17 protein-coding genes are annotated in these 26,057 nt (G+C 69.5%); 1 reads left to right on the forward strand and 16 read right to left on the reverse strand.

Annotated features, from left to right (window positions below; genetic code table 11):
* Positions 1–37: 37 nt before the first annotated feature.
* The 13 genes from pbpC to ACF8ME_RS01515 form a co-directional block, all read right to left on the reverse strand.
* On the reverse strand, positions 38–2,362 hold the full coding sequence (gene pbpC / locus ACF8ME_RS01455) for a penicillin-binding protein 1C (protein WP_392415001.1): 2,325 nt from the start codon (positions 2,360–2,362) through the stop codon (positions 38–40).
* Positions 2,363–2,395: 33 nt separating this feature from the next.
* Positions 2,396–2,956: an HdeD family acid-resistance protein gene (locus ACF8ME_RS01460; RefSeq protein ID WP_012207099.1), complete on the reverse strand. Its 561-nt coding sequence runs from the start codon at positions 2,954–2,956 to the stop codon at positions 2,396–2,398.
* 94 nt (positions 2,957–3,050) lie between these two features.
* Positions 3,051–3,920 (reverse strand): endonuclease/exonuclease/phosphatase family protein, encoded by an 870-nt coding sequence (locus ACF8ME_RS01465; protein ID WP_392415003.1) that lies wholly within the window; start codon positions 3,918–3,920, stop codon positions 3,051–3,053.
* On the reverse strand, positions 3,917–4,306 hold the full coding sequence (locus ACF8ME_RS01470; protein ID WP_047217395.1) for a VOC family protein: 390 nt from the start codon (positions 4,304–4,306) through the stop codon (positions 3,917–3,919). Before ACF8ME_RS01470 ends, ACF8ME_RS01465 begins: the two co-directional genes overlap by 4 nt.
* Before the next feature lie 48 nt (positions 4,307–4,354).
* Entirely contained in the window at positions 4,355–5,203 is an 849-nt protein-coding gene (locus ACF8ME_RS01475; RefSeq protein ID WP_209799583.1) for a carbohydrate ABC transporter permease, read from the reverse strand.
* Positions 5,200–6,096, reverse strand: a complete 897-nt coding sequence (locus ACF8ME_RS01480; RefSeq protein ID WP_392415005.1) for a carbohydrate ABC transporter permease — start codon at positions 6,094–6,096, stop codon at positions 5,200–5,202. The genes ACF8ME_RS01475 and ACF8ME_RS01480 overlap by 4 nt, the downstream gene beginning before the upstream one ends.
* 21 nt (positions 6,097–6,117) lie before the next feature.
* A complete protein-coding gene (locus ACF8ME_RS01485; RefSeq protein ID WP_392415007.1) occupies positions 6,118–7,413 on the reverse strand; it encodes an ABC transporter substrate-binding protein in 1,296 nt (431 codons plus the stop codon).
* A gap of 91 nt (positions 7,414–7,504) precedes the next feature.
* Complete coding sequence (locus ACF8ME_RS01490; RefSeq protein WP_047217398.1) at positions 7,505–8,572, reverse strand: ABC transporter ATP-binding protein; 1,068 nt, start codon at positions 8,570–8,572, stop codon at positions 7,505–7,507.
* A gap of 84 nt (positions 8,573–8,656) precedes the next feature.
* Positions 8,657–10,057 carry an amidase gene (locus ACF8ME_RS01495; RefSeq protein WP_392415009.1) on the reverse strand — a complete coding sequence of 467 codons (1,401 nt, stop codon included), beginning with the start codon at positions 10,055–10,057 and terminating at the stop codon, positions 8,657–8,659.
* A gap of 131 nt (positions 10,058–10,188) precedes the next feature.
* Positions 10,189–11,133, reverse strand: coding sequence for a helix-turn-helix domain-containing protein (locus ACF8ME_RS01500; RefSeq protein WP_209672071.1), 945 nt, complete (start codon positions 11,131–11,133; stop codon positions 10,189–10,191).
* 95 nt (positions 11,134–11,228) lie between these two features.
* Positions 11,229–13,316: a BCCT family transporter gene (locus tag ACF8ME_RS01505; RefSeq protein ID WP_026062436.1), complete on the reverse strand. Its 2,088-nt coding sequence runs from the start codon at positions 13,314–13,316 to the stop codon at positions 11,229–11,231.
* A gap of 206 nt (positions 13,317–13,522) precedes the next feature.
* On the reverse strand, positions 13,523–14,050 hold the full coding sequence (locus ACF8ME_RS01510) for a DUF2867 domain-containing protein (RefSeq protein WP_392415011.1): 528 nt from the start codon (positions 14,048–14,050) through the stop codon (positions 13,523–13,525).
* Between the two features lie 89 nt (positions 14,051–14,139).
* Positions 14,140–20,202, reverse strand: a complete 6,063-nt coding sequence (locus ACF8ME_RS01515; RefSeq protein ID WP_392415013.1) for an alpha-2-macroglobulin — start codon at positions 20,200–20,202, stop codon at positions 14,140–14,142.
* 420 nt (positions 20,203–20,622) lie between these two features.
* Between ACF8ME_RS01515 and ACF8ME_RS01520 the strand changes: the two genes are divergently transcribed.
* Positions 20,623–21,948 carry a tol-pal system YbgF family protein gene (locus tag ACF8ME_RS01520; protein ID WP_016451127.1) on the forward strand — a complete coding sequence of 442 codons (1,326 nt, stop codon included), beginning with the start codon at positions 20,623–20,625 and terminating at the stop codon, positions 21,946–21,948.
* Here ACF8ME_RS01520 and ACF8ME_RS01525 read toward each other — a convergent pair whose 3' ends face one another.
* The 3 genes from ACF8ME_RS01525 to argH are packed head-to-tail and all read right to left on the reverse strand — an operon-like array spanning position 21,949 to position 25,960.
* Positions 21,949–23,445, reverse strand: a complete 1,497-nt coding sequence (locus tag ACF8ME_RS01525; protein WP_392415015.1) for a rhomboid family intramembrane serine protease — start codon at positions 23,443–23,445, stop codon at positions 21,949–21,951.
* Between the two features lie 21 nt (positions 23,446–23,466).
* Complete coding sequence (locus tag ACF8ME_RS01530; protein ID WP_016445812.1) at positions 23,467–24,465, reverse strand: Bug family tripartite tricarboxylate transporter substrate binding protein; 999 nt, start codon at positions 24,463–24,465, stop codon at positions 23,467–23,469.
* Positions 24,466–24,490: 25 nt separating this feature from the next.
* Positions 24,491–25,960: an argininosuccinate lyase gene (gene argH, locus ACF8ME_RS01535; protein ID WP_338499970.1), complete on the reverse strand. Its 1,470-nt coding sequence runs from the start codon at positions 25,958–25,960 to the stop codon at positions 24,491–24,493.
* Between the last annotated feature and the right edge of the window lie 97 nt (positions 25,961–26,057).

Consider the following 26,057-nt stretch of genomic DNA (forward strand, 5'->3'; position numbering starts at 1 on the left):
GCTGCCCTGAGGCTGCCCTGGGGCCGCACTGCGGCGTTCAGCGCCCGCCCGCGCGCGAAGCCACCACGCCGGCGCCGCGCACCTCCACCTGCACGCTGTCCAGCACCTGCCCCTTGGCATCGACCAGTTCCAGCCGGTGGCGACCGGGCCAGGGCATCCAGGCGGCGGCAGCGCCCCGGCCGATCTCCTTGGGCGGCGGCTCGGCCGCGCCGGGCGCGGCAGTACTGACCATGCGCCAGCGCAGGCTGGCGTCCTGCCATTCCTGCGTGGCGGCCGTGCCTGCCGGGCGGGCCGACAGCTGCACGCGCTGGCGGTCTGGCGGAATGTCGGGGTCCAGCGCGAGGATGGTGCCGTTGGCCGGGCGCGCAATGCGCACGGGCGAGGCGGCCGAAGTCCCGCGTGTCGATGCGGATGCGGCAGGCAGGCCGCTGCCCGCCATGGCGAACAGGCTCTGCTGCGTGCCCGCCACGAACCACTCGCTGCGCGCGCTCTCCAGCGGCAGGCCCGACGCATCGGGACCGAAGCGCACGGCCTGCTGCAGCACGCCCGCCGGCGCCTTGGGCGCGCGGCTGGGCGTGCGGGCATGCAGGAAGCCCATCACGGCGGCCCAGACAGGTGCCGCGCCGCTGGTGCCGCTGACCGAGTGCATGGCCTCGCCGCGCGCATTGCCCACCCACACGCCCACGGTGTAGCGCTGCGACCAGCCCACGGCCCAGTTGTCGCGCATGTCCTTGCTGGTGCCGGTCTTGACGGCCGTCCAGAAGCGCGTGGCCAGCACGCTGTCGGTGCCGAAGGTGGGCGCGCGCGCCATGGGATCGGACAGGATGTCGCCCACGATGAAGGCCGCGCGTGCGTCGATGGCCTGCACGGGCGCAGCCGGCTTTTGCGCTGCGGACCCCGCGCCCGTGGGCTGCACCGCCCAGCGCACGGGCGTCAGCTGCCCGCCGTTGGCCAGGGCGCGGTAGGCGTTGGCGAGCTGCAGCAGCGGCACCTCGGCACTGCCCAGCGCCAGGCTGAAGCCGTGGTAGCCGCCGCTTTCGCGCAGCGGCAGGCCCAGGCGCTGCAGTTGCGAGAAGAAGGCATCGGGCGTGACCATGACCAGGGTGCGCACGGCCGGCACGTTGAGCGACGACGCCAGCGCAGTGCGCGCCGAGACCCAGCCCTTGAAGCGCCGGTCGTAGTTCTGAGGGATGTAGAGCCCGTTCTGCGTGGGAATGTGGGCCGATGAATCCTCGATCAGCGAGGCAGCCGTCAGCCGCCGCTCGGCAATCGCCTGGGCATAGAGAAAGGGCTTGAGGGTGGAGCCGGGCTGGCGCATGGCCGTGACGCCATCCACCTCGGCAGCCTGGCTCAATTCGCCCGACGATCCCACCCAGGCCAGCACCTCGCCCGTGGCGTTGTCCAGCACGACGATGGCGCCGTCCTCCACGTTGCGGCCCTGCAGCTCGCGCAGTTGCTGCTGCAGGCTTTGCACGGCAAAACGCTGCACGGGCGCGCTCAGCGTGGAGCGCACGCGGGCCTGGCCTTTGGACTGCGGCTCGGCCAGCAGGCGGCGCGCCAGGTGGGGGGCCTGGCCTTCGCTGGCCGCCCATTGCCGGCGCAGCAGCACGCTGGCGGTGAGCAGTTCCATGGCCGTGCAGTCGCGCGCCGCCGCATCCTCGGGCGCCAGCGACTGCAGCACGCCGCAGGCGCGCCGGCCCACGCGCTCGGGCGAGGCGTTGGGGGCACGCACCAGGGCGGCGGCAATGGCGGCCTCACGTGCGTCCAGCCCGTGCGCGGCCTTGCCGAACAGGGTGCGCGACAGCGCATCGATGCCCACGATCTCGCCCCGGAAGGGCACCAGGTTCAGGTAGGCCTCCAGGATCTGGTCCTTGCGCCAGCGCCGGTCCAGCACCTGGGCAGAGACGGTCTGGCCCAGTTTCTGCACCACGCTGCGCCCGCCCGGGCCCTGGCGCCAGTCGCCGTCCAGCAGGCCCGCCAACTGCATGGTGATGGTGCTGGCGCCGCGCGTGCGCTGGTTCCAGAGGTTGCCCCAGGCGGCGGCGGACACGGCCGCCCAGTCCACGCCGCTGTGCTCGTAGAAGCGCTTGTCCTCGCTGAGCACCAGGGCCGTGCGCAGCGCGGGAGAGATGTCGGCCAGGGCCACCCAGTCGCCACGGCGCACGCTGGCGTCTGTGCGCTGGCGCTGCAGCACCTCGCCCTCGCGCGAGAGCAGTTCGGTCTCGGAGGAGCGGTGGCCTTCGCGGACTTCGGAAAAGCTGGGCAGCGCCTGGGCGGCACCGGCCGCCGCGAACAGCAGCGCGGCCGCCAGGGCCGCGCGGGGAAGACGCATGAAGGGGGAAGGTCGCCGGGATTCGATCATGGAGCCGGCATTGTCCGCCTTTGGGCCAGCGGCTCAGGAAGAATGGCGTATGCCCTTCTTGAGCTTGAAGGACAGCAGCACCATGAGCACGCCGAAGACCACCGCATACGTGGCCAGCACCCAGAGCATGGCCATCATGCCCGCGCCCGGCTGGGCCAGCACGAAGGCGCCGAACAGCACGGACAGCACGCCGCCCAGGATCAGCAGCCACTCGCCCGTGATCTCCTTGCGCAGCCGCACGGCCGCCACGATCTGCAGCAGGCCCGTGACCAGGGCCCAGGCGCCGATGTACAACGTCATCACCAGGGCCGTGACGCCGGGCGCGACCACGGTGAGCACGCCCACCACCACGCCGGCCAGGCCCCACAGCAGCAGCACCCACCAATGGCGCATCTGGTCGCGCCCCTGGATGGCCGAATACACGCCCAGCAGGCCATCGACGAAGGTGAAGGCGCCGAAGGTCAGCACCAGCGCCGCCAGCGATACCGCCGGCTGCGCCCAGGTCAGCACGCCGAAGGCGATGGCGACCAGGCCGCGCAGCAGCAGCACCCACCAGGTGCGGTGAAGAATCGTGGACAGCGGATTGGGGCTCATGGATGCTCCTTCAAAACAGTCCCCATGACCTTGGAGCAGGCCTGCGGCACTGTCTGTAGGCCAAGGCCGGCTTGGCGGCGGCCCCTGACCTGGATCAATCCAGCTGCAGCAGCACGGGCTGGTGGTCGGAGAGCCTTGTGTCGCTGTCCACGGCCCAGCCGCGCACATGGCCGCGCAGGCTGTCGCTGACCCAGGCGAAATCGCAGGCGCCGGGCTCGGGGCCCCACTGGCGGTCGAACAACCGGAAGGTGGGCGGCTGGGGCTGGTCCGGGTGCAGCACGCTCCAGCTGTTGTGCCATTGGCCTGCGCTCAGGGCGCCCTGCTCGCCGGCCGCCCAGGGGGCGGACAGGCCGGCGTATTCATCCTCGTGCGGCTCGAAGTTGAAGTCGCCGCAGAGCACGGCATGCGTCGTGTGCGGCTTGGTCTGCTGGGGCGAGCCGTCGCTGGCGGGCTGGGGCGGCGCCTCGGCCTGGCCCAGGGCCTCGATCTGCAGGGAACGCAGCGCCAGCGCCTGGGCCATGCGCTGGCGGCGCGAGAAATATTCGAGGTGGGTGCTCATCACGCGCACGGGGCCCAGTGCGGCATCCATCACGGTCACTGCCGTGCAGCAGCGCGGCATGCTGCGCACGCCGCCATCGTGCGGATACGGCAGGCGGTGATGGGCCACCTGCAGAGCAGGCAGGCGCGTGGCCACCAGGTTGCCGAAGCGCTGCCGGCCCACGGCCGTGAATTCGTCCACGGCGGCGCCGAAGAAGACCTTCCAGCCTTCGGGAAGGGCCTGGCGGATCTGCTCCACCTGGTCGCCGGGCGCGCCCTGCAGGCCCGGATAGTGGATGGCGATTTCCTGCAGGCACAGCACGTCGATATCGGCCATGGACAGCGCATGCGCCACGATGCGCTGCGGGTCCATGCGGCCGTCCAGGCCCAGGCACCATTGGGTGTTCCAGGTGAGGATCTGCATCATGCGGGCAGCGGCTCGCGCAGCTGGAACAGGTTGCCTTCGGGATCCATGGCGTTGCACACGCGAAAGCCCGGGCCCTGCCAGGACTGCTCCCACAGCTGGCCTCCATGGGCGATGACCAGGGGGCGCACGGCCGCAAAGCTTTTCACGGTGGCAAAGAACTTGATGGCCACGTTCTCGCGCGGCTGGGGTGGCTCGGTGATGGTGATGTGCCGCGCAATCGCCTCGGGAATGGCGTGCAGCACCAGTTGCAGGTCCGGCGACTGCAGCACCATGAGCTCGCTCGTGTGGTGCAGCATGCGCATGGCCAGCACCTCCATGTAGAACAGCGCCAGCCTGTCGGGCTGCTTGGCGTAGATGAACAGGCCGGCGCTAGCGGGTCCGGACATGGTGAACCTCGGCATTGAAAGCAGGGAAGAGTGACTTTAGCACCGCCGTCACTTGATCCCCGCACGCATGAAGCTCTGCACGAACTGGCGCTGGAACAGCACGAAGGCCACCAGCAGCGGGCCCGAACTCATCAGCGTGGCGGCCGTGATGGTGGCCCACTCCACGCCAGACTCCACGCTGGAGAACACCTGCAGGCCCACAGTGAGCGGGCGCGCCTGCACGCTGTTGGTGATGATCAGCGGCCACAGGAAGTTGTTCCAGTGAAAGCTCACCGACACCAGCGCAAACGCCAGGTACACGGGCCGCGCCAGCGGCACGTAGACGCGCCACAGGATCTGCAGGGTGCTGGCACCCTCCACCCGCGCGGCCTCGTCCAGTTCCCGGGGAATGCCCAGGAAGGTCTGGCGCAGCAAAAAGATCGCAAAGGCCGATGCGAAGTACGGCAGGCCTATGCCCAGCAGCGTATCGACGGCGCCCAGTCGCGACACGGTCTGGTAGTTCGCCACCAGCAGGATGTCCGGCATGATCATCAGCTGCACCAGCACCAGCGCAAAGGCCAGGCCCTGGCCGCGAAAGCGGTAGCGTGCAAAGGCATAGGCGGCCAGCGTGCCCAGCACCAGCTGGGCCGCCAGGATCATGGCCACCAGCACGGCCGTGTTCAGGAAATAGCGCGCAAAGGGCGCGGCCTGCCAGGCACGGCGAAAGTTCTCCAGCGTCCAGGGCGCGGCCAGGTCGAAGCGTGCCGAGTATTCGGGCGGATGGAAGGCCGTCCAGAACGCATAGGCCAGCGGCAGTATCCACAGCAGGGCCAGCAGCCAGGCGGCCAGCGTGTCCAGCCAGGTGGCGCCGTACAGCGCGGGCGGCGCATGGCGCGGGGCAACGGGTGCGGCGCTCATTGGTAGTGCACCTTCTTGTCGAGCACGAAGAACTGCAGCAGCGCCACGGCCGCAAGCACCACGACCAGCACCACGGTGATGGCCGCCGCATAGCCCGTGTCCCAGAACTTGAAGCCCACCTCGTACAGGTGGTAGAGCAGCAGCGTGGAGGCGTTGTCCGGCCCACCGCGTGTGAGGATGAAGAGATGGTCCACCAGGCGAAAGGCATTGATCACCGCGTTGACCAGCACGAACAGCGTGGTCGGCATCAGCAGCGGCCACTGCACGCGGCGCAGGAAGTACCAGCGCGAGGCCCCCTCGATGGCCGCAGCTTCCCTGAGGCTGGGGTTGAGCGTCTGCAGCGCGGCCAGGTAGAAGATCATGAAAAAGCCCGCCTCCTTCCACACCGCCACCACGGTCACGCAGGCCAGCGCCGTGGACGGGTCGCCCAGCCAGTTGTGCGCGGGAAGGCCCACTGCGCCTCGCAACTGCTCCAGCAGCCCGTACTGCGGCGTGTAGAAGAACAGCCAGATGTTGGCCACGGCAATCATGGGCAACACCGTGGGCGTGAAGTACGCCATGCGCACGAAGGCGCGGCCGGCCAGCCTCTCGTTGACCCACAGCGCCATGGCCAGCGCCAGCGCCATGGACAGCGGAATCGTGGCCGCCGCGAACCACAGGTTGTTGCGCACGGCCTGCCAGAACACCGGGTCGTCCACCATCACGGCGTAGTTCTCCAGCCCCACCCACGGCCCCGGCTGGCCGCCGCGCGGCGTGGCATGCAGGCTGTCGATCAGCGTGGCCACGGCCGGCCAGTGCGTGAAGGCCACCAGCAGCACCAGCGCCGGCAGCAGCATCAGCCAGGCATGGACGGCCTGGCGGCCGCTCGCAAAAGAGGAGGAAGCGTGGCTCATGCGGTCAACGGCGCGAGGCCATCACTTGTAGCGGCGCAGGATGCGGTCGGCCTCCCTTTGCGCATCCTGCAGGGCCTGGGCCGAGGTCTTGCTGCCGTTGAGGGCGGCCTGCACGGCGTCGTTGAGCACCTTGGTCACGCGCTGGTTCTCATGCGTGGAGAACTCGGCCACCGACACGGGCAGCTGGTCGCGCGCCACCAGGGCCTGCGGGAAGTCCTGGCCGTACTTCTTGAGCGCGGGCGTGTCATAGGCGGCGGGCGAGACGGCCACGTAGCCGCTGTCCATGCTCCACTGCGCGGCCAGCGGGGGCTGGGTGACCCACTTCATGAACTGGAAGGCCGCCTCCTGCTGCTCCCTGGGCGCCTTCTTGAACAGGTAGAAGTTGCCCCCGCCCGTGGGCGAGCCCTTGCGCACATTGCCTGCGATCTGGCCCACGCCGAAGTCGAATTTGGCATTGGCACGGATATTGGTCAGGTTGCCCGTGGTGGTGACGATGATGGCGGCCTTCTTTTCCATGAAGTCCTTGGGCGTCGTGCCCCACTCCACCACGCCGGCAGGGTGCACGCCTTCCCTGACCAGGCCCACCCAGAAGTCCAGCGCCTCCACTACCTTGGGGCTGTCCAGCGTGACCTGGGTGCCGGCCTCGTTGGCCAGCAGCACGTCGTTGGGCGTGGTCAGGGTCTGCAGCATCCAGTAGGCAAAGCCCGTGGACGGGATCTGTATGCCGTACTGCACGACCTTGCCGCCGGCGTCCTTCTTCGTCAGCCTGTGGGCGGCTTCCTTGAGTTCCTTCCAGTTCTGCGGCGCCTTGTTCGGGTCCAGGCCGGCTTCCTTGAAGGCTTCCTTGTTGTAGTACATGACCACGGTGGAACGCTGGAAGGGCACGCCCCAGGTCTTGCCGCCCGCCTGGCTGTTGGCCATGAAGGCCGGGTAGAAGCCCTTGAGCCAGGCCCGGTCGGCATCGGTCTTCACGAAGTCGTCGATGGGGGCGATGGCGTCCTCGTCGATCAGCGTGAACATGTCGGTGGACAGCAGCACCGAGGTGGCCGGCGGCTTGCCCGACTTGTGGGCCGTCAGCGCCTTGACGATGGTCTCCTGGTAGGTGCCCGCATAGACGGGCGTGATCCGGTACTGCGGATGGGCCTTGTTGAACTCGGCCGCATAGCCGTCGATCACCTTGGTGATGGGGCCGCCCACGGCCACGGGAAAGTAGAACGGCACCTCCAGCGGCGTCTGCGCGCTGGCGGTGTGCAGCAGGCCCGTGGCGGCCAGGGCGGCAGCGGCTGCGAGGGTTTTGAGGAAGGCATGGCGTTGCATGGCGGACTCTCCTGGAAGGTGCTTCGGGTGCGAAAGCCGGAACGGCTGAAACGGTGGAACTGCGGAGGAAGATAGGAGCGGTGCCACGGCCTCAGGCCGTGCAGCGCCGCCCCTGTTCGTCAAAGAAATGCGTGGCCTCGCGCGCCCAGCGCAGGCCCACGAGCTGGCCCGGCTGCAGGCCGCCGAGCTGGCTGCCAGCGGTGCGCACCATCAGTTGTTCGCTGCCCACGCGGCAGCGCAGCACCAGGTCGGCGCCCAGGTATTCGAGGCTTTCGATGTCGGCAGCGACCACGGGGCCGCTGCCGACATCGCCATGGAGCGACAGGCGCATGTCCTCGGGCCTGACGCCCAGCCAGCGCGCCTGGCCCGGCTGCTGCAGGCCGGCGGGCGCGGCGCTGGCATGGCTGCCCGCGATGTGCAGGCCGTCGAGGCGCGCGATGTTCATGGCCGGCGTGCCGATGAAGCGCGCGGCAAAGGTGGTGGCGGGCCGGCGGTAGATCTCCTGGGGCGCGGCGCACTGCTCCACGCGCCCCTGGCTGAGCAGCACCACCTGGTCGGCCATGCCCATGGCCTCGGCCTGGTCGTGCGTGACATAGACCACGGTCAGCCCCAGGCGCCGCTGCAGCTCGCGCAGCTCGGTGCGCATTTCCTGGCGCAGCTGGGCGTCGAGGTTGGACAGCGGCTCATCCATCAGGCAGACCCGGGCGCGGGCCACCAGGGCGCGGCCCAGCGCCACGCGCTGCTGCTGGCCGCCCGACAGCTGGCCGGGCCGGCGCGCCAGCAGCGCGTCCAGGCCCAGCAGCGCGGCGGCCTCGTCGATGCGCCGGCGCGCCTCGGCCGCCGGGACCTTGCGCACGGACAGGCCGAAGCCGATGTTCTGCGCCACCGTCAGGTGCGGGAACAGCGCGTAGTTCTGGAACACCATGGCAATGCCGCGCCGAGCGGGCGGCAGTTGGGTGACATCCTGCCCATCGATGCGCACGCGGCCCGAGGTGGCGCTTTCCAGGCCCGCGATGATGCGCAGCGTGGTGGACTTGCCGCAGCCCGAGGGACCGAGCAGCACGCAAAAGGATCCGGGTTCAATGCGCAGATCCAGCGCCTGCAGTGCCGTGGTGCCGCCCCAGGACTTGGCGACACCTTCCATCTCGATCAAGGACATCACGCCAGTCTAGGAAGGCTGTGTGACAGGCCCGTGTCGCGCCACCGGACTGGCGCCCCGCGCAGCTCAGGCAGCTCAGGCAGCTCAGGCAGCAGGGTGCCGTCTGTGCCAGTCCGTGGCCTGCTGGAACGCCCAGCCCGCGCGCACCAGCAGGTCTTCGCAGAAGTCGGGGGCCACGAACTGGAAGGCCACGGGCGCGCCCTCGGGAGTGCGTCCGCCGGGCAGCGTGATCGTGGGGCTGCCCGTGAGGTCGAAGGGGCAGGTGTAGCGCAGCATGCCCGAGAACAGCTCGGCATCGGAGCCGAAATGCGCCATGCGTTGCAGCGTGGGGGCCGCAAAGGCCGTGGCGGGGACCAGCAGCAGGTCCACCTGCGCGAAGAGTGCGCGTACCCGGCCCGTGAAGTCCGCGCGGCGCAGCAGCAGCCGCTGGTAGTCGGTGGCAGACAGGCCCAGCCCCAGGTCGATCAGCCCGGCGAGCCCGGGGCCATAGGCCTCGCGCCGTGCAGGGAACGTGGCGCCGTGCGCCACGGCGGTCTCCACCGCGCACAGCGCCGGCCAGTCCTCCACCGCCTGGGTGGCATCGGGAAAGCGGACCTCCTGCACGCTGGCCCCCAGGCGCTGCGCCACCGCCAGGGCCTGCTCCACCGCCTGGCGGGAGGGGGCATCCACGCCGTCCAGTGCCCATTGCCGGTCCATGCCCAGGCGCAGGCCGGAGAATCCGCGCGTCATCATGGCCAGATAGTCGGGCACGCTGCACTGGCTGGCCGTAGGGTCCAGCGGGTCCGCCCCGGCGATGGCCGCGAGCATGGCTGCGGCATCGGCGGCACTGCGCGCCATCGGGCCTATGTGGTCCAGGGACGCCGCCAATTCGAAGGCGCCGTGGCGGCTCACCCTGCCCCAGGTGGGCTTGAGCCCCGTGATGCCGTTGGCGGCCGATGGAAAGCGGATGGAGCCCCCGGTGTCCGTGCCCAGCGATCCGAAGCACAGCCCCGCCGCCGTGGCCACGCCCGAGCCGCTGGACGAGGCCCCGGGCCATAGCTGGGCGCCCCAGGGGTTGACGGGGGCAGTGATCTCGGGATGGTGGTCGGCGAAGGCGCCTTCGGTCTGCTGCAGCTTGCCCAGGATGACGGCACCGGCCTCGCGCAGCCTGCGCACCACGGTGGCATCTTCCGTGGGGCGATGGTCGCGGTGCAGCGTCATTCCATGCGTGGTGGGGACGCCCCGGGTCCACAGCAGGTCCTTGAGCGCCAGCGGCACGCCGTGCAGCGCACCGCGGCGGCGGCCCTGCGCGATCTCGGCGTCGGCGCGGCGGGCGTCCTCCAGCGCCTGCTGCGCCATCACCGTCACGTAGCTGTGCAGCCGCGCGTCCACGGCCTCGATGCGCGCCAGCATGTGGCGGGTCACCTCTTCCGAGGAAATGCGGCGGGACTGGATCTCGCGCCCCACCTCCAGCAGTTCGAGATGGTGCAGTTCGCTGTCGTTCATGGCATGTCTCCCGGCGCCCGGCTCCGGGGCGCCACCGTTGTTGCACTGGAAAAGCCGCACGGGACGCACGACAGGCCCATGCTAGGGAGCCGGCGGCACCCACGCTTGTTCGGGAGGGTCAGCGACCTTGCTCAGGCGGCCAGCAGGCTGCGGGGCGTGCAGCCGAACGCCTTGCGAAAGGCTCGGCTGAAGTGCGCCGCATCGGAGAACCCATGCGCGAAGGCCGCCTCGGTCACGCTGGAGCAGCGCCCCTGCATCAGGGCCTGGCGGCTGGCCTGCAATCGCAGCTGCCATACCAGGCCCATGGGCGTCTGGTTGTGCCGCGCAAAGGCCCGCGTCACGGTGCGGGGCGAGACGTTGTGCTGCTGCGCCAGCCATTGCAGCGACAGCTCGGGCGAGCCCAGGTTGTCCTGGATGAACGCCTGGATGCGGCCGTGCAGGTCCCTTTCCGCGCGGGGCTGCACGGCCATTTCCTGCATCTCCAGCGCCAGGGCCAGCACGTCGAGCAGCGCCATGCCGAAGCGCTGCGCCAAGGCATCACCGTGCGGCGCAGGCGGCATGGTCATGGCCTCGCCGAGCATGGCCCGCAGCGGCGCCACGGCCGGGGCATGGCCATGCAGCGCCCGTCCCGCGTGCAAGGGTGCACGGGCAAATCGATTCAACAATTCGCTGCGCGGAATGCGCATCAGCAGGATATCGCGGGGCGCCACCGAGAATTCGAAGGGCTGCGCAGCGTCATAAAGCACCAGATTGCCCGCACTCAGCCGGGCCACTTGCCCGCCCTGGCGCACCTCGGCCTGGCCCTGGAGCAGATAGCCCAGCCACAGCTCGTCGCGGGCATGCAGGCGCAGGTGGGCTGCGTTGCGCACCCAGCGGTGGCTGGGCGCCGACATGGCACTGATCTCCAGCAGTCCCAGGGACCGCACGGACAGCGTGGCCCCGAAGCCGCCGGGACCTGCACCATCCCCCTGCGCGCGGTGGCTGTCGGCCGGGATGCAGTGGCGGCAGACCACCTCGTGCCAGTAGTCGAAACGATGGCGTGGCTCCTGCGAATGGGTAGAGTATTCGAGCTGCATGGCAGCGCCCAGTATCCGCAGGCTGCCGCCGGCTGGCACCCCGGTGTTTACCCAAAGGCCCGGGGTGCCGCGACGGCGGCGCTGCCAAGCACGGCTCAGCTGTGGCCCGGCGCCCGGTTCAGCAGATGCGTGCGCTGGTCGGCGCTCAGCGACAGGTAGCGCTCGTAGTGGCGCAGGATGTCGGCGATGACTTCCTCGCTGCGCAGGTACTGGATGTCGTGGCCCAGGCGTCCGTCCTCGAAGAACGTGATGGGCTCGTAGACATGGCGGCGCTCCTGCTCGTTGGCCGCCTCGCTCACCAGGAAGGTGGGCACCGTGCGGCGCGTGGCGCGCACGCCGTAGACGAAGTCGCGCAGCGAGGGATCGGGCACGGTCAGGCGCACGGCGCCCTCGCCGTCCAGGTCCTCGGTGACCACCGCCTCGACGCCGCGCTTGTGCATTTCGGCTGCCACCTCGTTCATGGCGGGCAGCACCACGCCGGCCAGGAACCTGCGCACATCGGCGCGCGAGGGCTGGTGCACGATCTGCTCCAGGCGCTTGCGCCAGTGCTGGCCGCTCCAGAAGCTGGTGGCCGGAGCCAGGTCGGGCGAGAAGTGCGCGCGGTCGGCCAGCAGGCCGCGCCACAGCCCGTAGCACAGCGCCAGCATGATGACGGCCACCGGCAGGGCCGCCACCAGGGTCATGGCCTGCAGCGCCTTGAGGCCGCCGGCCAGCATCAGCACCATGGCCGTCGCGCCCAGCACGGCAGCCCAGAACAGCCGCTGCCAGACCGGCGAACGCGCATGGCCGCGCGATGCGATGTTGTCCACCACGAAGGCCCCGGAGTCCGCCGAGGTGACGAAGAACACCGCGATGAGCACGATGGTGAGCCAGGCCACGGGCTTGAACCAGGGCAGGTACTCGAAGAAGCGGAACAGCAGCGCATCCACGTTCGAGGCCGTCTGCCCCAACGCGCCCATGGCCACGTGGGTGTCTATCCAGATGGCGCTGTTGCCGAAGGCCGTCATCCACAGCAGGTTGAAGGCCGTGGGCACCAGCAGCACGCCGGTCACGAACTGGCGGATGGTGCGCCCGCGCGAGATGCGCGCGATGAACATGCCCACGAAGGGCGACCAGGAGATCCACCAGGCCCAGTAGAGGATGGTCCAGCCGCCGAACCAGCCTTCCTGGCTGGGCGGCTCGTAGGCAAAGGTGCGGAACGACAGCTGCACCAGGCCAGACACGTAGTTGCCGATGTTCTCGCTCAGCGCCTCGAACAGGAAGACCGTGGGCCCGGCGACGATGACGAAGGCCAGCAGGATGAAGGCCAGCATGAGGTTGAACTCGCTCAGACGCCGCACCCCTTTGTCCAGGCCCGAGACGGCCGACAGCCCGGCCAGGCAGACAACGATGACGATGACCGCGATGCGGAAAGCCGCCGCAGAGGTGTCCCAGCCCGTGAGGGTGTGCAGGCCGGCGGCCAGCTGCAGCGCGCCGTAGCCCAGCGTGGTGGCGATACCCGCGATGGTGCCCACCAGCGCGAAGGCATCCACGCTGTGGCCGATGGGGCCGTTGATGCGCTTGCCCAGCAGCGGGTACAGGCCCGAGCGCATGGTCAGCGGCAGGTTGTAGCGAAAGCCGAAGTAGGCCAGCACCAGGCCCATGGTCCCGTAGACGGCCCAGGCATGGAAGCCCCAGTGGAAGAAGGTGGACTGCAGGGCCTCGCGTGCGGCGGCCGGCGTGGAAGGCACGGCCGTGGGCGGCTTGAGGAAGTGCTGCAGCGGCTCGCCCACGCCGAAGTACATCAGGCCGATGCCCATGCCGGCGGCGAACAGCATGGCGGTCCAGGAGATGAAGCTGAACTCGGGCTCCGCATCATCGGGACCCAGGCGGATGTCGCCGAAGCGGCTGGACGCGACGAAGATCAGAAAGACCAGGAACAGCGTGACCGAGACGGCATAGAACCAGTCCATGTGCCCCACCACCCAGGCCTGGGCGCTGGAGAACAGCCGGTCGGCGCTGTCGGGCATGAAGCCGCAGTACAGCAGCAGCAGGCCCAGCACCAGCAGGGAAGGAATGACGACGGGGCCCGAGAACGTGATGCGCGGTGCAGGCTCTGCAGGCGATGGCGTGGCCGCCTGCGGCGCATCCGGTGGCGGAGCCGCCGGTGGCGCCGTGCGGGGATCGGTGTTCATGTCTGGCATAGACCCTCTCTCTCTTGTGATCAATGGTGTGCCCGGGAACCGATTCGCAATGGTGGCGGCCTTGCCCTTGTGGGGCGGGCCGCGTTCCCTGCTCGGGGTATGTCCGCCGGGCAAAGGCCGCAAGTATCGTGACTCTTCGCGTCTGCCCGCGTCGGACGCAGGCCCTGAAGGCTTCCGTTTTGCTGACGTGATGCCTTCAGGCCAGGTCAGCCGGCCAGCCTGGCCACCACGACCGGGGCGATGACGCGGTGGGCCGGCGCCACGCCCAGCATGTAGATACGGCCCAAGGCATTGTGCACATGGACCACGGTGGACATGGCGGCGGTGAAGGTGGCGGACGGCGTGCCCTCGGGGCCGGGCAGCCGCATGAGGGAGACCTGCACGTCCAGGTGCCTGTCGCTGTCGCCCAGCACCACTTCGCTGTCGCTCAGGGCATGAACACGGAAGATGCCGGCGCGGTCGCCCACGCGGTAGCTCGATGGCTGGCGCTGCGCATCGACGCCGCTGAGCGTGCCCAGGTCCTTGATGCCGAAGGGCGCCACCACGCGGTTGCGCAGGCGCATCAGAAAGTCGATCCAGCCCGGCGTGCGGCCCACGCAGCGCAGGTACAGCGCCATGGGGCTGCTGCCGTCGTCCGGCAATTGCAGCTGGTAGCTGTCGTGGAAATAGGCGGTCTTGAGGCGGTCCTGCAGGGCGCTGCCTGCGGGAACCGGGGAGAGGATGACTTGTGCCATGGAGCGGAGGGTGATGAAAAAAGGGGGCGGTCCTGCAGCCATCATAGGCCGCAGGGCCGCCCCCTTGTCAGGGCGCCATCAACGCTGCATCAGCGCTTGTCGCCCACCTTGATGCGGGCGTTGGGAGCCTCGCCGAACATCTCGGGCGCATACAGTGCCTCCACCCGCGTGGGCGGCAGCGCGAAGTCGCCGGCATTGTTCAGCCGCACGGTGTACTCCACGCGCGTATTGCCCTTGGGCAGGTACTGGTAGTAGGCGCGGTAGGCCTCGAAGCTGCGCTCCTCATAGGCCAGCCAGCCCGCGCCTTCTGCGCGCTCGCCGCCCGAGGCGATCTCCGAGTCGCGCCCCAGACCGCCGCCCAGGATGGTGGCGCCCGTGGGCACGGGGTCGGTGATGGCCACCCAGGTCATGTCGGTGCGGGCCTGCACCTCCAGCGTGACGCGCAGCACGTCGCCGCGCGAGTACTGGCCTGCGGGCAGGCTCTTGTCGGCCTGCTCCACGGGCTTGACCGTGCGCGTGACGGTGTAGCCGGCGCTGAACGGCGCCTTCAACTGCACGGCCGCCACAGACTGCAGCGTGAGCCAGGGCTTGCCCGTGCCCTGCTGGGTCACCGTCAGCTGGCCCTTGCGGGCCTCGCCCACCGCGCTCCAGGGCAGGAACATGGTGTTGTTGCGCAGGCCGCCGACCACCGTGGTCGCGCCGAAGCTGGACGCCTGGTGCGCCGCGCCCTCGGTGTCGCTGGCGCGCATGCGCGTGACCTGGCTCCACTCCACGCGGGCCTGGGACGCGCCCAAAGCCGCCTGGGTGGCGCCCGTCACGGGCGTGGCCTCGAACTGCTGCGAGAAGCGCTGCAGTGCCAGCGCCCCCCACAGGTTGGCCGTGGTCGTGCCCCAGGCGCCATTGCTCTGGCGCGAGATGAAGCCGTTGGCCAGGCGCGGCAGCTCTTCCTTCCACGTCGGGTCGTCCATGTTGACCAGCATCAGGCGGGCCAGGTTGACCTCGGGGCCCTGCATCAGCCACCACCACTGGTCGTCCTGCTCGTTGCTGAAGGCCACGCGCGTGCCCTGGTAGCTCAGGCGGGCGCGCAGGATCTGCTGGGCCTGGGCCAGCTGCTGTTCGCGCTGGGGCAGCTCGCGCATGTGCTTGAGCAGGGCCACCCAGTCGATGACGGCATGCGTGGGCCAGTCGTTGGGCGCGATGGTGATGCTGTCGAGCATGCGCGGATTGGCGCGGCCCGTCAGCGCCAGCGCCTGGATGGCGGCCAGCTTGCGCATGTCCAGGTCCTTGCGCGGGCTCCAGAAGCTGCGCTGGATGCGGCCTTCGACGAAGGCGATCAGGCCGTTTTCCATGCGCTCGCGCTCGGCCGCCGGCAGCACGAAGCGCTTGTCCACGCCCTGTGCCAGTGCCGAGAGGTTGAGCAGGTGGGCCGTCAGCGTATCGCTGCCGCGGGCCGCACGGCCCGAGCCGTCGCCGGCCAGCGGGAAGTAGCTGGCCAGGCCGTCGCTGTCCAGGTAGCTGGGCAGCTGGCCCATGGTGGACTGCCACAGCGTGGCGTCGCTCATGCCCACGGCCTTGCTGGTGACCTGCTCCAGGCAGCTGTAGGGATAGCGCGCCCACCAGTCGCGCACGCCCGGCAGGCCTTCGGCCAGCTTGGGCGCCAGCGACATGCGCAGGCCGCCGCGGCCGGCCAGCGCGTCGGCCGGCAGCTGCACGGGCAGGTTGATGCTGCCATCGACCTGCATCAGCGTGCCCTGCTGCACCGTCAGCGGCACGGCCGGGATGATGCGCTGGCTGACCTTCAGCCTGTCGCTGGCGGGCTTGTCGCCACCCGCAGTGTCGCGGGCCTCGATCTCCCAGATCAGCGCCTCGGCGCGGGTCTGGCCCAGCTGGGCCGGGGCGGTGACGTTCCAGCCCACCTCGCGCGCCTCGCCCGCGGGAATCTCCACGGTCTGCGCTGCCAGCTCCAGCAGCGTGGCGCGCGGCGTGACCTGCACCTTCATGGCCTTGGCCGAGGTGTTGCGCAGCGTGACCATGGCACGGAACTGGTCCTCCTCGCGCACCAGCGGCGGCAGGCCGCTGATGATCTGCAGGTCCTGGGCCGTGCGGATGGGCGCCTGGCCCGTGCCGAACATCGACACGCCATGGTCGGCCACCGCCACCACCTGGAAGGTGGTCAGCGAGTCGTTGAGCGGCACGCTGACCTGGGCCTTGCCCTGGGCATCGAGCACCACGCTCGGATTCCACAGCAGCAGCGTCTCGAACAGCTCGCGCGTCTGGCTGCGGCCACCGCCGCCGCCAGCGGCCACGGCCTTGCGGCCGTAGTGGCGCCTGCCGATCACCTCCATCTGCGCGGTCGAGGTCTGCACGCCCCACTCGCGGCGGCGCAGCATGGCGTCGGCCAGCTGCCAGCTGGTGTTGGGCATGAGCTCCAGCAGGGCCTGGTCCACGACCGCCAGGGCCACCTCGGCGCCAGCGGCGGGCTTGCCGTCGGGCAGCGTGGCGCTGATGGTGACCTTGGCGGTGCCGCGCACCTGGTAGCTGGCCTGGTCGGCCGTGACCTTGACGTCGATGCGGTGGGCCTTGGTGCCCACGCGGATCTCGGCCATGCCCAGGCGGTAGGCGGGCTTGGACAGATCGACCAGGGCCGTGGGCGCGATGTATTCCTTGCCCTCATGCCAGAAGGCATTCCACCACTCGCGCGGCGCCTTGAAGCCCCAGGTGAAGAAGCTGTACCAGGGCACCTCGCGCAGCCGCCCGCGCAGGGCCAGCACGCTCACGTAGACGTTGGGCCCCCAGTCGGGCTGGACCTTCAGCTCCACGGTGGGGTTCTGGCCATTGAGCTGCATGACCTGGGTGCTGACGATGCCTTCGCGCTCCACGGCGACCAGGGCCGTCGCATAGCGGAAGGGCATGCGCACCTGGAAGCGCGCGGTCTCGCCGGGCTCGTAGCTGCGCTTTTCGGGCAGCACGTCCATGCGGTCATGGTCCTCGCCGCCGAACCACAGCTCGCCCTGGCGCGTGACCCAGACGCTGGAGGCGGCCTGGGCGGGCCGGCCATCCTTGTCGGAGGCGGTGACGATCAGCTCCACCTCGCCGGGCTGCGACAGCTGGGCCTCGCACTGCACCATGCCCTGGGCATCGCTGTTGCCCGTGCACACCGTGCCCATGGATTGGAGCGCGGTCTGGTTGTCGTAGCTGTAAAAGCCCCCCACCAGGCGCTTGCGGCTGCTGGTGGTGACGCGGGAGATGGCCTCGACCTTGACCGGCACGCCGGCCTGGGGCTTGCCGTCCACCCCCAGCGCCAGCGCCTGGAACTGCAGCTTGCGGCCCGTGGTGATCCAGCTTTCGGCACGCACGCCGGCCACGATGGCCGCGGGCCACAGCATCTGCGTGCTGCGCAGGGTCTGCACCTCGCCATTGGGGTCGGCATAGGTGGCCTCGATCAGCAGCTCGCGCGGCTCGCGCAGCTTGGGCAGGTTCTCGATCTTGAGCTTGCCCAGTCCTTCACGGTCCAGCGTCACGGGCAGCTTGTCGGCCACCACCTTGCTGTCCTGGGAGGCCGTGGCCTCCTCGTCATCGCTCTGGCCCGTGTCCTGGGCGCTGCGCGGTGCCGAGAAGCTGAAGCCCTGCCAGTCGCTGCGGTCCATCCAGGTGGAGCGCACCAGGGCGGACACACGCACCGGCAAATTGGCGGCCGGGCCGCCGGAGACGTAGTTCACCTGCACCTGCACCGGCAGGCTGGAGACGCCGACCAGGGCCTGCTTGCCCTCGGGGCCCACACGGCCTTCGAGCACGGGCAGGCGGAATTCCTCGACACGGAAGCTGCCCGTGCCGAAGCGGTTGCTGCGCCCGCGCGAGCCGTTGCCATCGCCGCGCAGCTCCACGGAATACGAGCCGAGCTTGGCGCCCTTGGGCACGGAGAAGCTGTTTTCCGCACTCAGGCCGCCCGTGCCCGTGGAACGCCACTGCAGCGGCTGCGTGTACTGCTGGCCGCTGCCTTCATGGGTGATGACCAGTTGCGTGGGCCGCTGCTCGGGCAGCGCAAAGCCGCCCTGCCCCTGGCCGATGCCGGTCTGGGTGCGCATCAGGTGCTTCATGGACACGGTCTCGCCGGCGCGCAGCAGCGTGCGGTCGAAGATGGTGTGGGCCACCTCGTCGCGCTGTGCGCTGCGGCTGGTGGGCACGTTGAAGCGCCAGGACTCGATGCCGCGCTGCCAGTCGCTCCAGGTGAAGGCCAGCTCCTGCTGGCCGTCCTTGCCCTGGGCGCGTGCGCTGACGAAGTAGGCCGGCGAGCGGTAGCCGACACCGCCCGTGCACTGGGGCGGCTCGGGCGACAGGCCGTCCAGGCGCGCCACGCCGCTGGCGTCGGTGGTGGCCGAGGTCAGCACCTTGCCATTGCAGTCGGAGACCTGGACCCTGGCATTGGCCACGGCCTGGCCCTTGTCCAGCGTGGTCACCCAGGCGGCCGCGTTCTCGCGGCCGAGCTTGAAGTGCACGGACAGGTTGGTCACCAGGGCCGAGGTGCGCACATACATGCTGCGCGCCGAGCCGTAGCGCTCATCGAGCAGCGACTGCCCCAGCAGCGGCGAGGCGATCTCGACCACGTGAAAGCCCGGCGTGAGCGGAATGCCCACCACCTCGAAGGGGCGCGGATCGCCCTTGACGGGCTTGGGCAGCTCCAGCGTCTTGACGTCGCCCTGGCCGGCCAGCAGCGACAGCATGCGCGTCTGCACATAGTCGCGGTTTTCGTTGTCGATCACGGGCGGCAGCGGGCCCTTGATGTCGCGCGAGGCGCGCTTGCGGTCCATGTCGGAGGACTCGTAGTCGGCCACGCGGCGCATCCAGGCGATGATCTCGGCATCGCTGCCGGGCTGCTTGGTGCTCACGCGGCTGGCATCCAGGGACCTGGTGGCCAGCTCGGACTCCACATTGCGCAGCGTCACGGGCAGCAGGGCCGGGCCGTCCGGGCCTTCGGCATAGCGCTCGACGATGCCGAAGGGCGAGGCCGCGAACTTGGCCAGCGGCGGCAGCGCGCCTGTAGCCACCTGCAGCGGGAACATGTCGGCATTGCTCAGGCTGCGGCCTGCCGCGTCCTTGAACTGCGGAGGCAGCTCCACCGTGTAGCGCGCCTGGGCCTGCATGGTGGCCGGGAAGCTCAGGTTCTGCACCAGCGAATCCTCGCTGAGCTTTTCGCCGTATTCGCTGTCGATCACGGGCGCCACCTTGGAGGCGCCGCTGCTCAGGCGAATGCCCTCGGCCAGCTTGCGCGGCACGGGGGCATTGAAGCGCAGGCGCATGGGACGGATCGGCAGGCAGGCGGCCTGGGCGTTCTCGCGCTCGCAGCTGAACTCGGCGGCGAAGGGCTCGCGCACGCGGTACTCGAAGCGCTTGTCCTGGCGGCTGGCCACGCCGTTGGGCGTGGCAATGCCGGCGCCGAAGACCAGCTTCATGGTCGTGCCCGCCGTCAGGCGGCGGTTGCAGGCCAGCGTGGCGTACTGCAGCGGGTTCTTGGCAGCGGCCTTGTCCCAGCCGCGGTGCTTGAGCAGCTCGTCGCGCTCCTTGCCTTCGATCAGGCGCACGGGAATGCGCTCGCCCACGCCTTCGGCCGTGCACCACATGTGCTGCTGCAGGCTTTGCACGGTGGCCGGGCCCGACAGGCGCAGCGCGAAGTACTGCTCCTCGTCGATCTGTTCATAGGTGTCGGGCGCCATGTCCAGCACGGCCGGGCCGCCGGTCTGGAACTGGTAGCTGGCAGCGCCCGTCACGGCCGTGCCCGCAGGCGACTTGTAGCCGGCCACCAGCTGGGCCGTGCAGCGCACGCCGGGCGGCAGGGCCTGCTTGAAGTCGAACACCCATTCGCGGTCGCTGTTCCAGCGGCCCGTGCCCTGGGTGGCCGCCGCATCGCTGCAGCTGAGCGTGACCGGCGCGGCCGCCTTGGGGTCGCCAAAGCGCACGGCCGTGCCATCGAACTGCACCACCACCTGCTCGACCTTGGCCACCTCTCCCTGCGGGCTGAACTGGCGCACGCCCAGGGCCTGCGCCGCCAGCGCCGCCGATCCCAGCAGCAGGCCCAAACCCCACCGGCCCCAGGCCCGGCCGTGCGCCGGCGGACTCTGGAACCCCTTGATCGCTGTCGTGCGAAGCACCCCCATGGCAATCCCTTCTGTCGGGCTCAGATGGCCCGGTGTTTTCTTGGAATGAGCAGGCTTTCAGCGCTGCGGCGCGCGCCGTGCACGGTGCACAGGCTGCAAATGAAAAGCCCTGCGCTGCGGCAGGGCTCGGCGGCAAGGGCTGCAACGAGGCAGATGCCCGCCGCCCGCATGCGCCGAATGCAGGGCCGCATCCGCTGCGGCTGAAAACCACTGCGCGGGATGATACCGGCCCGCATCCGCTGCAGGCCCTGCTGCGGGTGCCCGGAACCGGGTCTGCGGTGTATCCATCTGTAAGACATCGGCGCATCAACACGTCATATCCGCGCAATCACAGGACTCACGTCCCACCACAGGCCCGTCAGACTACATACAGCGTGCTGCCTATACTGCGCGGATACAACACAGGGAGAGAGTCCGTCCATGAAGCCGAACCACGTTGCCGTGCCTCAGCCGTTCTGGCACCGGATCAACCAGTTCTTCGCCTTTCCGTTCCAGTCACAGCCGCTGGGCTATGCGCTGCTGCTGTCGCTGAGCAGCCTGCTGTTCAAGGCGCTGTTCTTCCTGCCCGCACCCCTGGCCATCGGGCTGGTGCAGATCGGTATCCTGCTGGCCGCCAGCCGCTATGGTTTCAAGGTGGCAGCGCTGGGTTCGCAGGGCATATCGCGCGCTGCGGACTATCCTCGCCACCTGGACCCGGACTGGACCCATCTGCCCTGGAAGCTGTTCGCCATTTTAGTGGTGCACGGCATCATCGTCGGATGGTGTGCGCGGGTGAGCCTGGGCATGGCGCAGCTGGCCCTGCTGCTGCTGTCCTTTTTGCTGCCGGCCAGCATCATCGTGCTGGTGCAGACGACGGGCTTTTTCTCCGCACTCAATCCGCTGCTGATCCTGGACACGGTGCGCATCATCGGCAAGCCCTATGCGCTGCTGTGCTTTTTTCTGTTCCTGTTGAGCAGCGGTGCGCAGATCGCCATGTCGCTGCTGCTGCCGCTGTTCAGCGGGCTGATCCTGCTGCCGCTGTTCAACTTCGCCATGATCTATTTCGGCTGGGTCATGGCCAGCCTGCTGGGCTATGTGATGTACCAGCACCATGAGGCTCTGGGCATCGACGCCGCGCCCCAGGCAGACAGCGGGCCCGACGGGGCGCCTGCGCGCACGCCCGAACAGATCGCCCGCCAGCAGCTGGACGAGGACGTGGCCGAGCATGTGGCCGCTGGCGACCTGGCCGCCGCGCTGGGCCTGGCCTACGAGGACCAGCGCACCCACCCCGACGATACGCATGCCCAGCGCCGCTACCACCGCTTGCTGCTGCTGTCGGACAAGACGGCCACGCTGCTGGACCACGGCCGGCGCTTCATCGCCCTGCTGCTGCGCCAGGGCCAGACCGCCGAGGCGCTCAAGGTGTTCCAGGCCTGCCGCGCCAAGGAAGCGAGCTTTGCGCTGGACGATGCCGACCAGACACTGGCCCTGGCGCGCAGCACCTGGCGCGCGGGCGATGCACAGGCGACGCTGACCCTGATCTCGGGCTTCGACAAACGCTTCAAGGGCCATGCCGCCGTGCCCCATGCCTATGAACTGGCGGCGCGCCTGATGCTGCAGGGATTCGGGCGCCGGGACATGGCCCAGGGCATCCTGGCCACGCTGCAGGCGCGCCATCCCGACAGCGAGGCCACGCAGGAGGTGCGGTGGCTGCTGCGTGACCCGGAACCGGAACAGGGACCAGACCCGCGCCCGGCCCCGCACTGATCACGCCGTGGCCTGGGACCGGGCCTGCCCGTCGAGCAACAGCCGGGTCACGGCCTCATCGGGCGCCCAGCGCTGCAGTTGTGGCAGCCAGGCGCGGGCGCGCTGTGCCAGCCCCTGCTGCAGCAGGCCGTTGACCAGCAGGCACAGCGTCTCGCCCAGGCCCGGCTGGCCGGGTGCTGCCTGCAGCAGCGCGTGGCACAGCTTCTCGGCATCGTCGAACGCACGGGCACGCGTGAAGCGGCGCACCAGCCTGGCCATGTCCTCGGGCGCGATCCTGGCGCCTGGGCGGGCCAGGTCCAGGTAAATGCGGTAGCTGTCGTGCTGCCAGGCCAGGGTGGCGGCATCACGGGCCGGCAGCCTGAAGATGCGCCGGGCCGCACGGTGGAAGTCCTCGCTGGCAGGCGCATAGCGGGCTGCTGCAAACCAGGCGCGCAGCACCTCGGTGTCGGCAGGCCGCAGCTGGGCTGCGGCGCGCCAGGCGCGCAGGGCGCCCTCCATGTCCAGCGCCTGGCCCAGGCGTCGCGCGTTGGCGACATGTGCGTCGAAGCCATCGTCCGGCGCCGAATGGCGGCCCGCCAACGCCGCCCGTGGCTTGCGGCGCAGATGCAGGGCCATCAGGGCTGCGCCCGTCAGCAGACCGCCCAGATGGGCCATGTAGTCCACGCCCCGGCCGCTGAAGAAGTGCTGCAGCACTTCATTCGCAATCCAGGCCGGCAACAGGATTAGGGCCGGTGCCGTGACGTAGTTGAAGTAGAAGAACAACTGGTAGAAAAAGCGGATGCGCCGCAGCCGGTACATGACGGCGTACATGCCCATCAGCGCTGCGACCGCGCCCGAAGCGCCCAGCCCGTGACCATAGACGCCCGCACCCCCATGGACCCAGGAGGACAGCAGCGAAGCCCCGACGGCCCCCAGCAGATAGAACAGCAGATAGGTGGCCCGCCCCAGTGCCAGCTCCACCGAAAAGCCGAACATGAAAAGAAACAGCATATTGCCGACCAGATGGCCCGTGCTGGCATGCAGGAAGGCCGACGTGATCCAGGTCACCGGGCGCAGCGGCGCGTCCTCGCCATAGTCTTGCGCCCAGCGCGTGGTGAAGGGCGGCGGCTTCAGGGCCTCGTAGCGGCTGCGGTCCGTCTGCCACTGCCCGTGCAGGGGATCGCTGGCCGCAACGATCTGGCCGCTGCGCAGCAGCGCCAGGAAGGCGGGCTCCTGCTCCATGCGCTGCAGCAGCGGCTCGACCAGGCCCTTTTTCTGCAGCACCTTCGCCTGCTTGGCAATGGGCGAATCCGTGCGCTGCAGCCAGTCCACGAAGCGCGGCAACTCGATGCCCGGCAGCGCGCTGGCGGCATAGAACTGCGCTGCCGCCTGCTGGGCGCGCTCCTCGGAGCGCTGCGGCCCGAAGAACACCAGCACGTTCACGAGGATGATCAGCAGCGTCATCCACGGCGGATTGCTCCAGCGGGGCCGGTCCTCCAGCGGAATCGCGTAGAACATGCGGGACCGCTGGACGCGCGCTTACTGCGGCTGGAAGCCGCTGGTCTGGATGATGCGTTTCCAGACCTGGGTATAGGCCTGCTCGCGCTCGGCCAGTTGCGCGGGCGGCATGTGGCCCACGGTCAGGCCCAGGGCGGTGAGCTGCTCGTGCACATCGGGCTGTTTGAGCACGGTGGCCACGGCGGCGGAGAAGCGGTCGATGAAGGCCTGGGGCGTGCCGCGCGGCGCGTAGATGCCGTAGTAGGGCGTGTCCTCGAAGCCCTTGACGCCCTGCTCGGCCAGCGTGGGCACTTCGGGCATGGTGGCCTGGCGGCGCGTGCCCAGCACGCCGATCACGCGCAGCTTGCCGGCCTTGTGGTTTTCCATGAAGTCCTGCACCGAGGCGATGCCGGCCGGGATCTGGTTGCCCAGCATGTCGGCCAGCATGGGCGCGCTGCCCCGGTAGGGCGCGGCCACCAGGTCCAGCCTGTAGTGCTCGCCCAGCAGCCTGACCAGGAATTCCGGCGTGGACGCGGGCGCGGGAATGCCGATGCTGCCGCGCTTTGCGCCCTGGCGCACCCACTCCACATACTCGGCAAGGTTGCGCGCCGGCGTGTTGGCGGAGACCGCCAGCGCGTTCACGAAGGTGGCAAAGCCGGCCACGGGAACGAAGTCATGGGCCGGGTCGAAGCCCGGCTTCTTCACCACCTGGGGCAGGATGGAGATGGTGTGGTCATGCGTGAGGAACAACGTGTGGCCATCGGCCGCAGCCGCCTTGAGCTGCTGCGCCGCGATCTGCCCGCCCGCGCCGGGGCGGTTGTCCACCAGCACCGTGGTGCCCAGCACGTCCTTGAGCCGGTCGGCCAGCAGGCGTGCGATGGCATCCGTGCCGCCGCCCGGCGGAAAGCCCACGAGGATGCGAATGGCCTGCCCCGGCTGGGCCCAGGCCAGCGGGGCCAGGGCGGACGAGGCGGCAACGGCGGTCACTGCGCCGGCGGCGCGCAGCGCCCCCGTCAGCAGTTGGCGGCGGGAGGATGTCATGGCGTGGCTCCGGCGAACGGGGGGATCAGCCCAGGCGTGCGTTCAAGCGCGCCTGGTGGCCTGCCAGCTGCTTGCGCACCTGGGCCGGCGCCGTGCCGCCCAGGGTGTTGCGCGCATTGAGCGAGCCTTCCAGGCTGAGTGCCTCGAAGACATCGGCCTCGATGCCGGGATTGAAGGCCTGCAGTTCGGCCAGCGGCAGCTCGGTCAGGTCCACGCCCTTTTGCGAGGCCAGCTTGACGGCATGGGCCACGGTCTCGTGCGCGTCGCGGAAGGGCAGGCCCTTCTTGACCAGGTAGTCGGCCAGGTCGGTGGCCGTGGCGTAGCCCTTGAGCGCGGCGGCGCGCATGGCTTCGGCGTTGACGGTGATGCCGCCCTTCTTGCCGCCCGTGGCCGGGTCGGCCTGGCCGCCGATCATCTCGGCGAAGATGCGCAGCGTGTCCTTCAGGGTGTCCACCGTGTCGAACAGCGGCTCCTTGTCTTCCTGGTTGTCCTTGTTGTAGGCCAGGGGCTGGCCCTTCATCAGGGTGATCAGGCCCATCAGGTGGCCGACCACGCGGCCGGTCTTGCCGCGTGCCAGTTCGGGCACGTCGGGGTTCTTCTTCTGCGGCATGATTGACGAGCCGGTGGTGAAGCGGTCGGCGATGCGGATGAAGCCGAAGTTCTGGCTCATCCAGATGATCAGCTCTTCGGACAGGCGGCTCACGTGCACCATGCACAGGCTGGCGGCCGAGGTGAATTCGATGGCGAAGTCGCGGTCGCTGACGCCGTCCAGCGAGTTCTGGCAGACGCCTTCCATGCCCAGCGTGCGGGCCACGCGCTCGCGGTCCAGCGGGTAGGTGGTGCCGGCCAGGGCGGCGCTGCCCAGCGGCAGCACGTTGACGCGGCGGCGCAGGTCCAGCATGCGCTCGGCATCGCGCTTGAACATTTCCACATAGGCCAGCAGGTGGTGGGCAAAGCTCACGGGCTGGGCCACCTGCAGGTGGGTGAAGCCGGGCAGGATCACGTCCACGTTCTTCTCGGCCACTTCGACCAGGGACAGCTGCAGCTCGCCCAGCAGGCCTTCGATCAGGTCGATCTCGCCGCGCAGCCACAGGCGCACGTCGGTGGCCACCTGGTCGTTGCGGCTGCGGCCCGTGTGCAGGCGCTTGCCGGCGTCGCCCACCAGCTGGGTCAGGCGGGCCTCGATGTTCAGGTGCACGTCTTCCAGGTCGAGCTTCCACTCGAACTGGCCGGACTCGATTTCCTGCGTGATCTGCGCCATGCCCTTGCGGATGGCTTCATGGTCGGCGGCGGCGATGATGCCCTGGGCCGCCAGCATCTCGGCATGCGCCAGGCTGCCCGTGATGTCGGCCTGCCACAGGCGCTTGTCGAAGAACACGCTGGAGGTATAGCGCTTGACCAGATCGCTCATCGGCTCTTCGAAGAGAGCGGACCAGGCCTGGGCCTTGGTATCGAGCTGGTTGTGCGAGGCGGACGTTGGTTGATTGGCAGACATGTGAGGACGCGATCTTCGATGGGGCTGTGCAGGCAGCGCAGGCGGCGGGCGGCATCGCCCCCCGGCGCAGGCAGGAAGCGAAGATTCTATCGACCTG

Source organism: Delftia sp. WSY_7 (genome assembly GCF_043104845.1).
Lineage (GTDB): Bacteria > Pseudomonadota > Gammaproteobacteria > Burkholderiales > Burkholderiaceae_C > Comamonas > Comamonas tsuruhatensis.

Excerpts from the sequence above, each read along its gene's own strand:
- ACF8ME_RS01475 (WP_209799583.1), bottom strand. The coding sequence starts at position 5,203 with ATGAGCGCCGCACCCGTTGCCCCGCGCCATGCGCCGCCCGCGCTGTAC.
- ACF8ME_RS01525 (WP_392415015.1), bottom strand. The coding sequence starts at position 23,445 with ATGTTCTACGCGATTCCGCTGGAGGACCGGCCCCGCTGGAGCAATCCG.
- ACF8ME_RS01515 (WP_392415013.1), bottom strand. The coding sequence starts at position 20,202 with ATGGGGGTGCTTCGCACGACAGCGATCAAGGGGTTCCAGAGTCCGCCG.
- ACF8ME_RS01465 (WP_392415003.1), bottom strand. The coding sequence starts at position 3,920 with ATGATGCAGATCCTCACCTGGAACACCCAATGGTGCCTGGGCCTGGAC.
- ACF8ME_RS01500 (WP_209672071.1), bottom strand. The coding sequence starts at position 11,133 with ATGCAGCTCGAATACTCTACCCATTCGCAGGAGCCACGCCATCGTTTC.
- ACF8ME_RS01470 (WP_047217395.1), bottom strand. The coding sequence starts at position 4,306 with ATGTCCGGACCCGCTAGCGCCGGCCTGTTCATCTACGCCAAGCAGCCC.
- argH (WP_338499970.1), bottom strand. The coding sequence starts at position 25,960 with ATGTCTGCCAATCAACCAACGTCCGCCTCGCACAACCAGCTCGATACC.
- ACF8ME_RS01530 (WP_016445812.1), bottom strand. The coding sequence starts at position 24,465 with ATGACATCCTCCCGCCGCCAACTGCTGACGGGGGCGCTGCGCGCCGCC.
- ACF8ME_RS01495 (WP_392415009.1), bottom strand. The coding sequence starts at position 10,057 with ATGAACGACAGCGAACTGCACCATCTCGAACTGCTGGAGGTGGGGCGC.
- ACF8ME_RS01490 (WP_047217398.1), bottom strand. The coding sequence starts at position 8,572 with ATGTCCTTGATCGAGATGGAAGGTGTCGCCAAGTCCTGGGGCGGCACC.
- ACF8ME_RS01505 (WP_026062436.1), bottom strand. The coding sequence starts at position 13,316 with ATGCCAGACATGAACACCGATCCCCGCACGGCGCCACCGGCGGCTCCG.
- ACF8ME_RS01460 (WP_012207099.1), bottom strand. The coding sequence starts at position 2,956 with ATGAGCCCCAATCCGCTGTCCACGATTCTTCACCGCACCTGGTGGGTG.
- ACF8ME_RS01480 (WP_392415005.1), bottom strand. The coding sequence starts at position 6,096 with ATGAGCCACGCTTCCTCCTCTTTTGCGAGCGGCCGCCAGGCCGTCCAT.
- pbpC (WP_392415001.1), bottom strand. The coding sequence starts at position 2,362 with ATGATCGAATCCCGGCGACCTTCCCCCTTCATGCGTCTTCCCCGCGCG.
- ACF8ME_RS01510 (WP_392415011.1), bottom strand. The coding sequence starts at position 14,050 with ATGGCACAAGTCATCCTCTCCCCGGTTCCCGCAGGCAGCGCCCTGCAG.
- ACF8ME_RS01520 (WP_016451127.1), top strand. The coding sequence starts at position 20,623 with ATGAAGCCGAACCACGTTGCCGTGCCTCAGCCGTTCTGGCACCGGATC.
- ACF8ME_RS01485 (WP_392415007.1), bottom strand. The coding sequence starts at position 7,413 with ATGCAACGCCATGCCTTCCTCAAAACCCTCGCAGCCGCTGCCGCCCTG.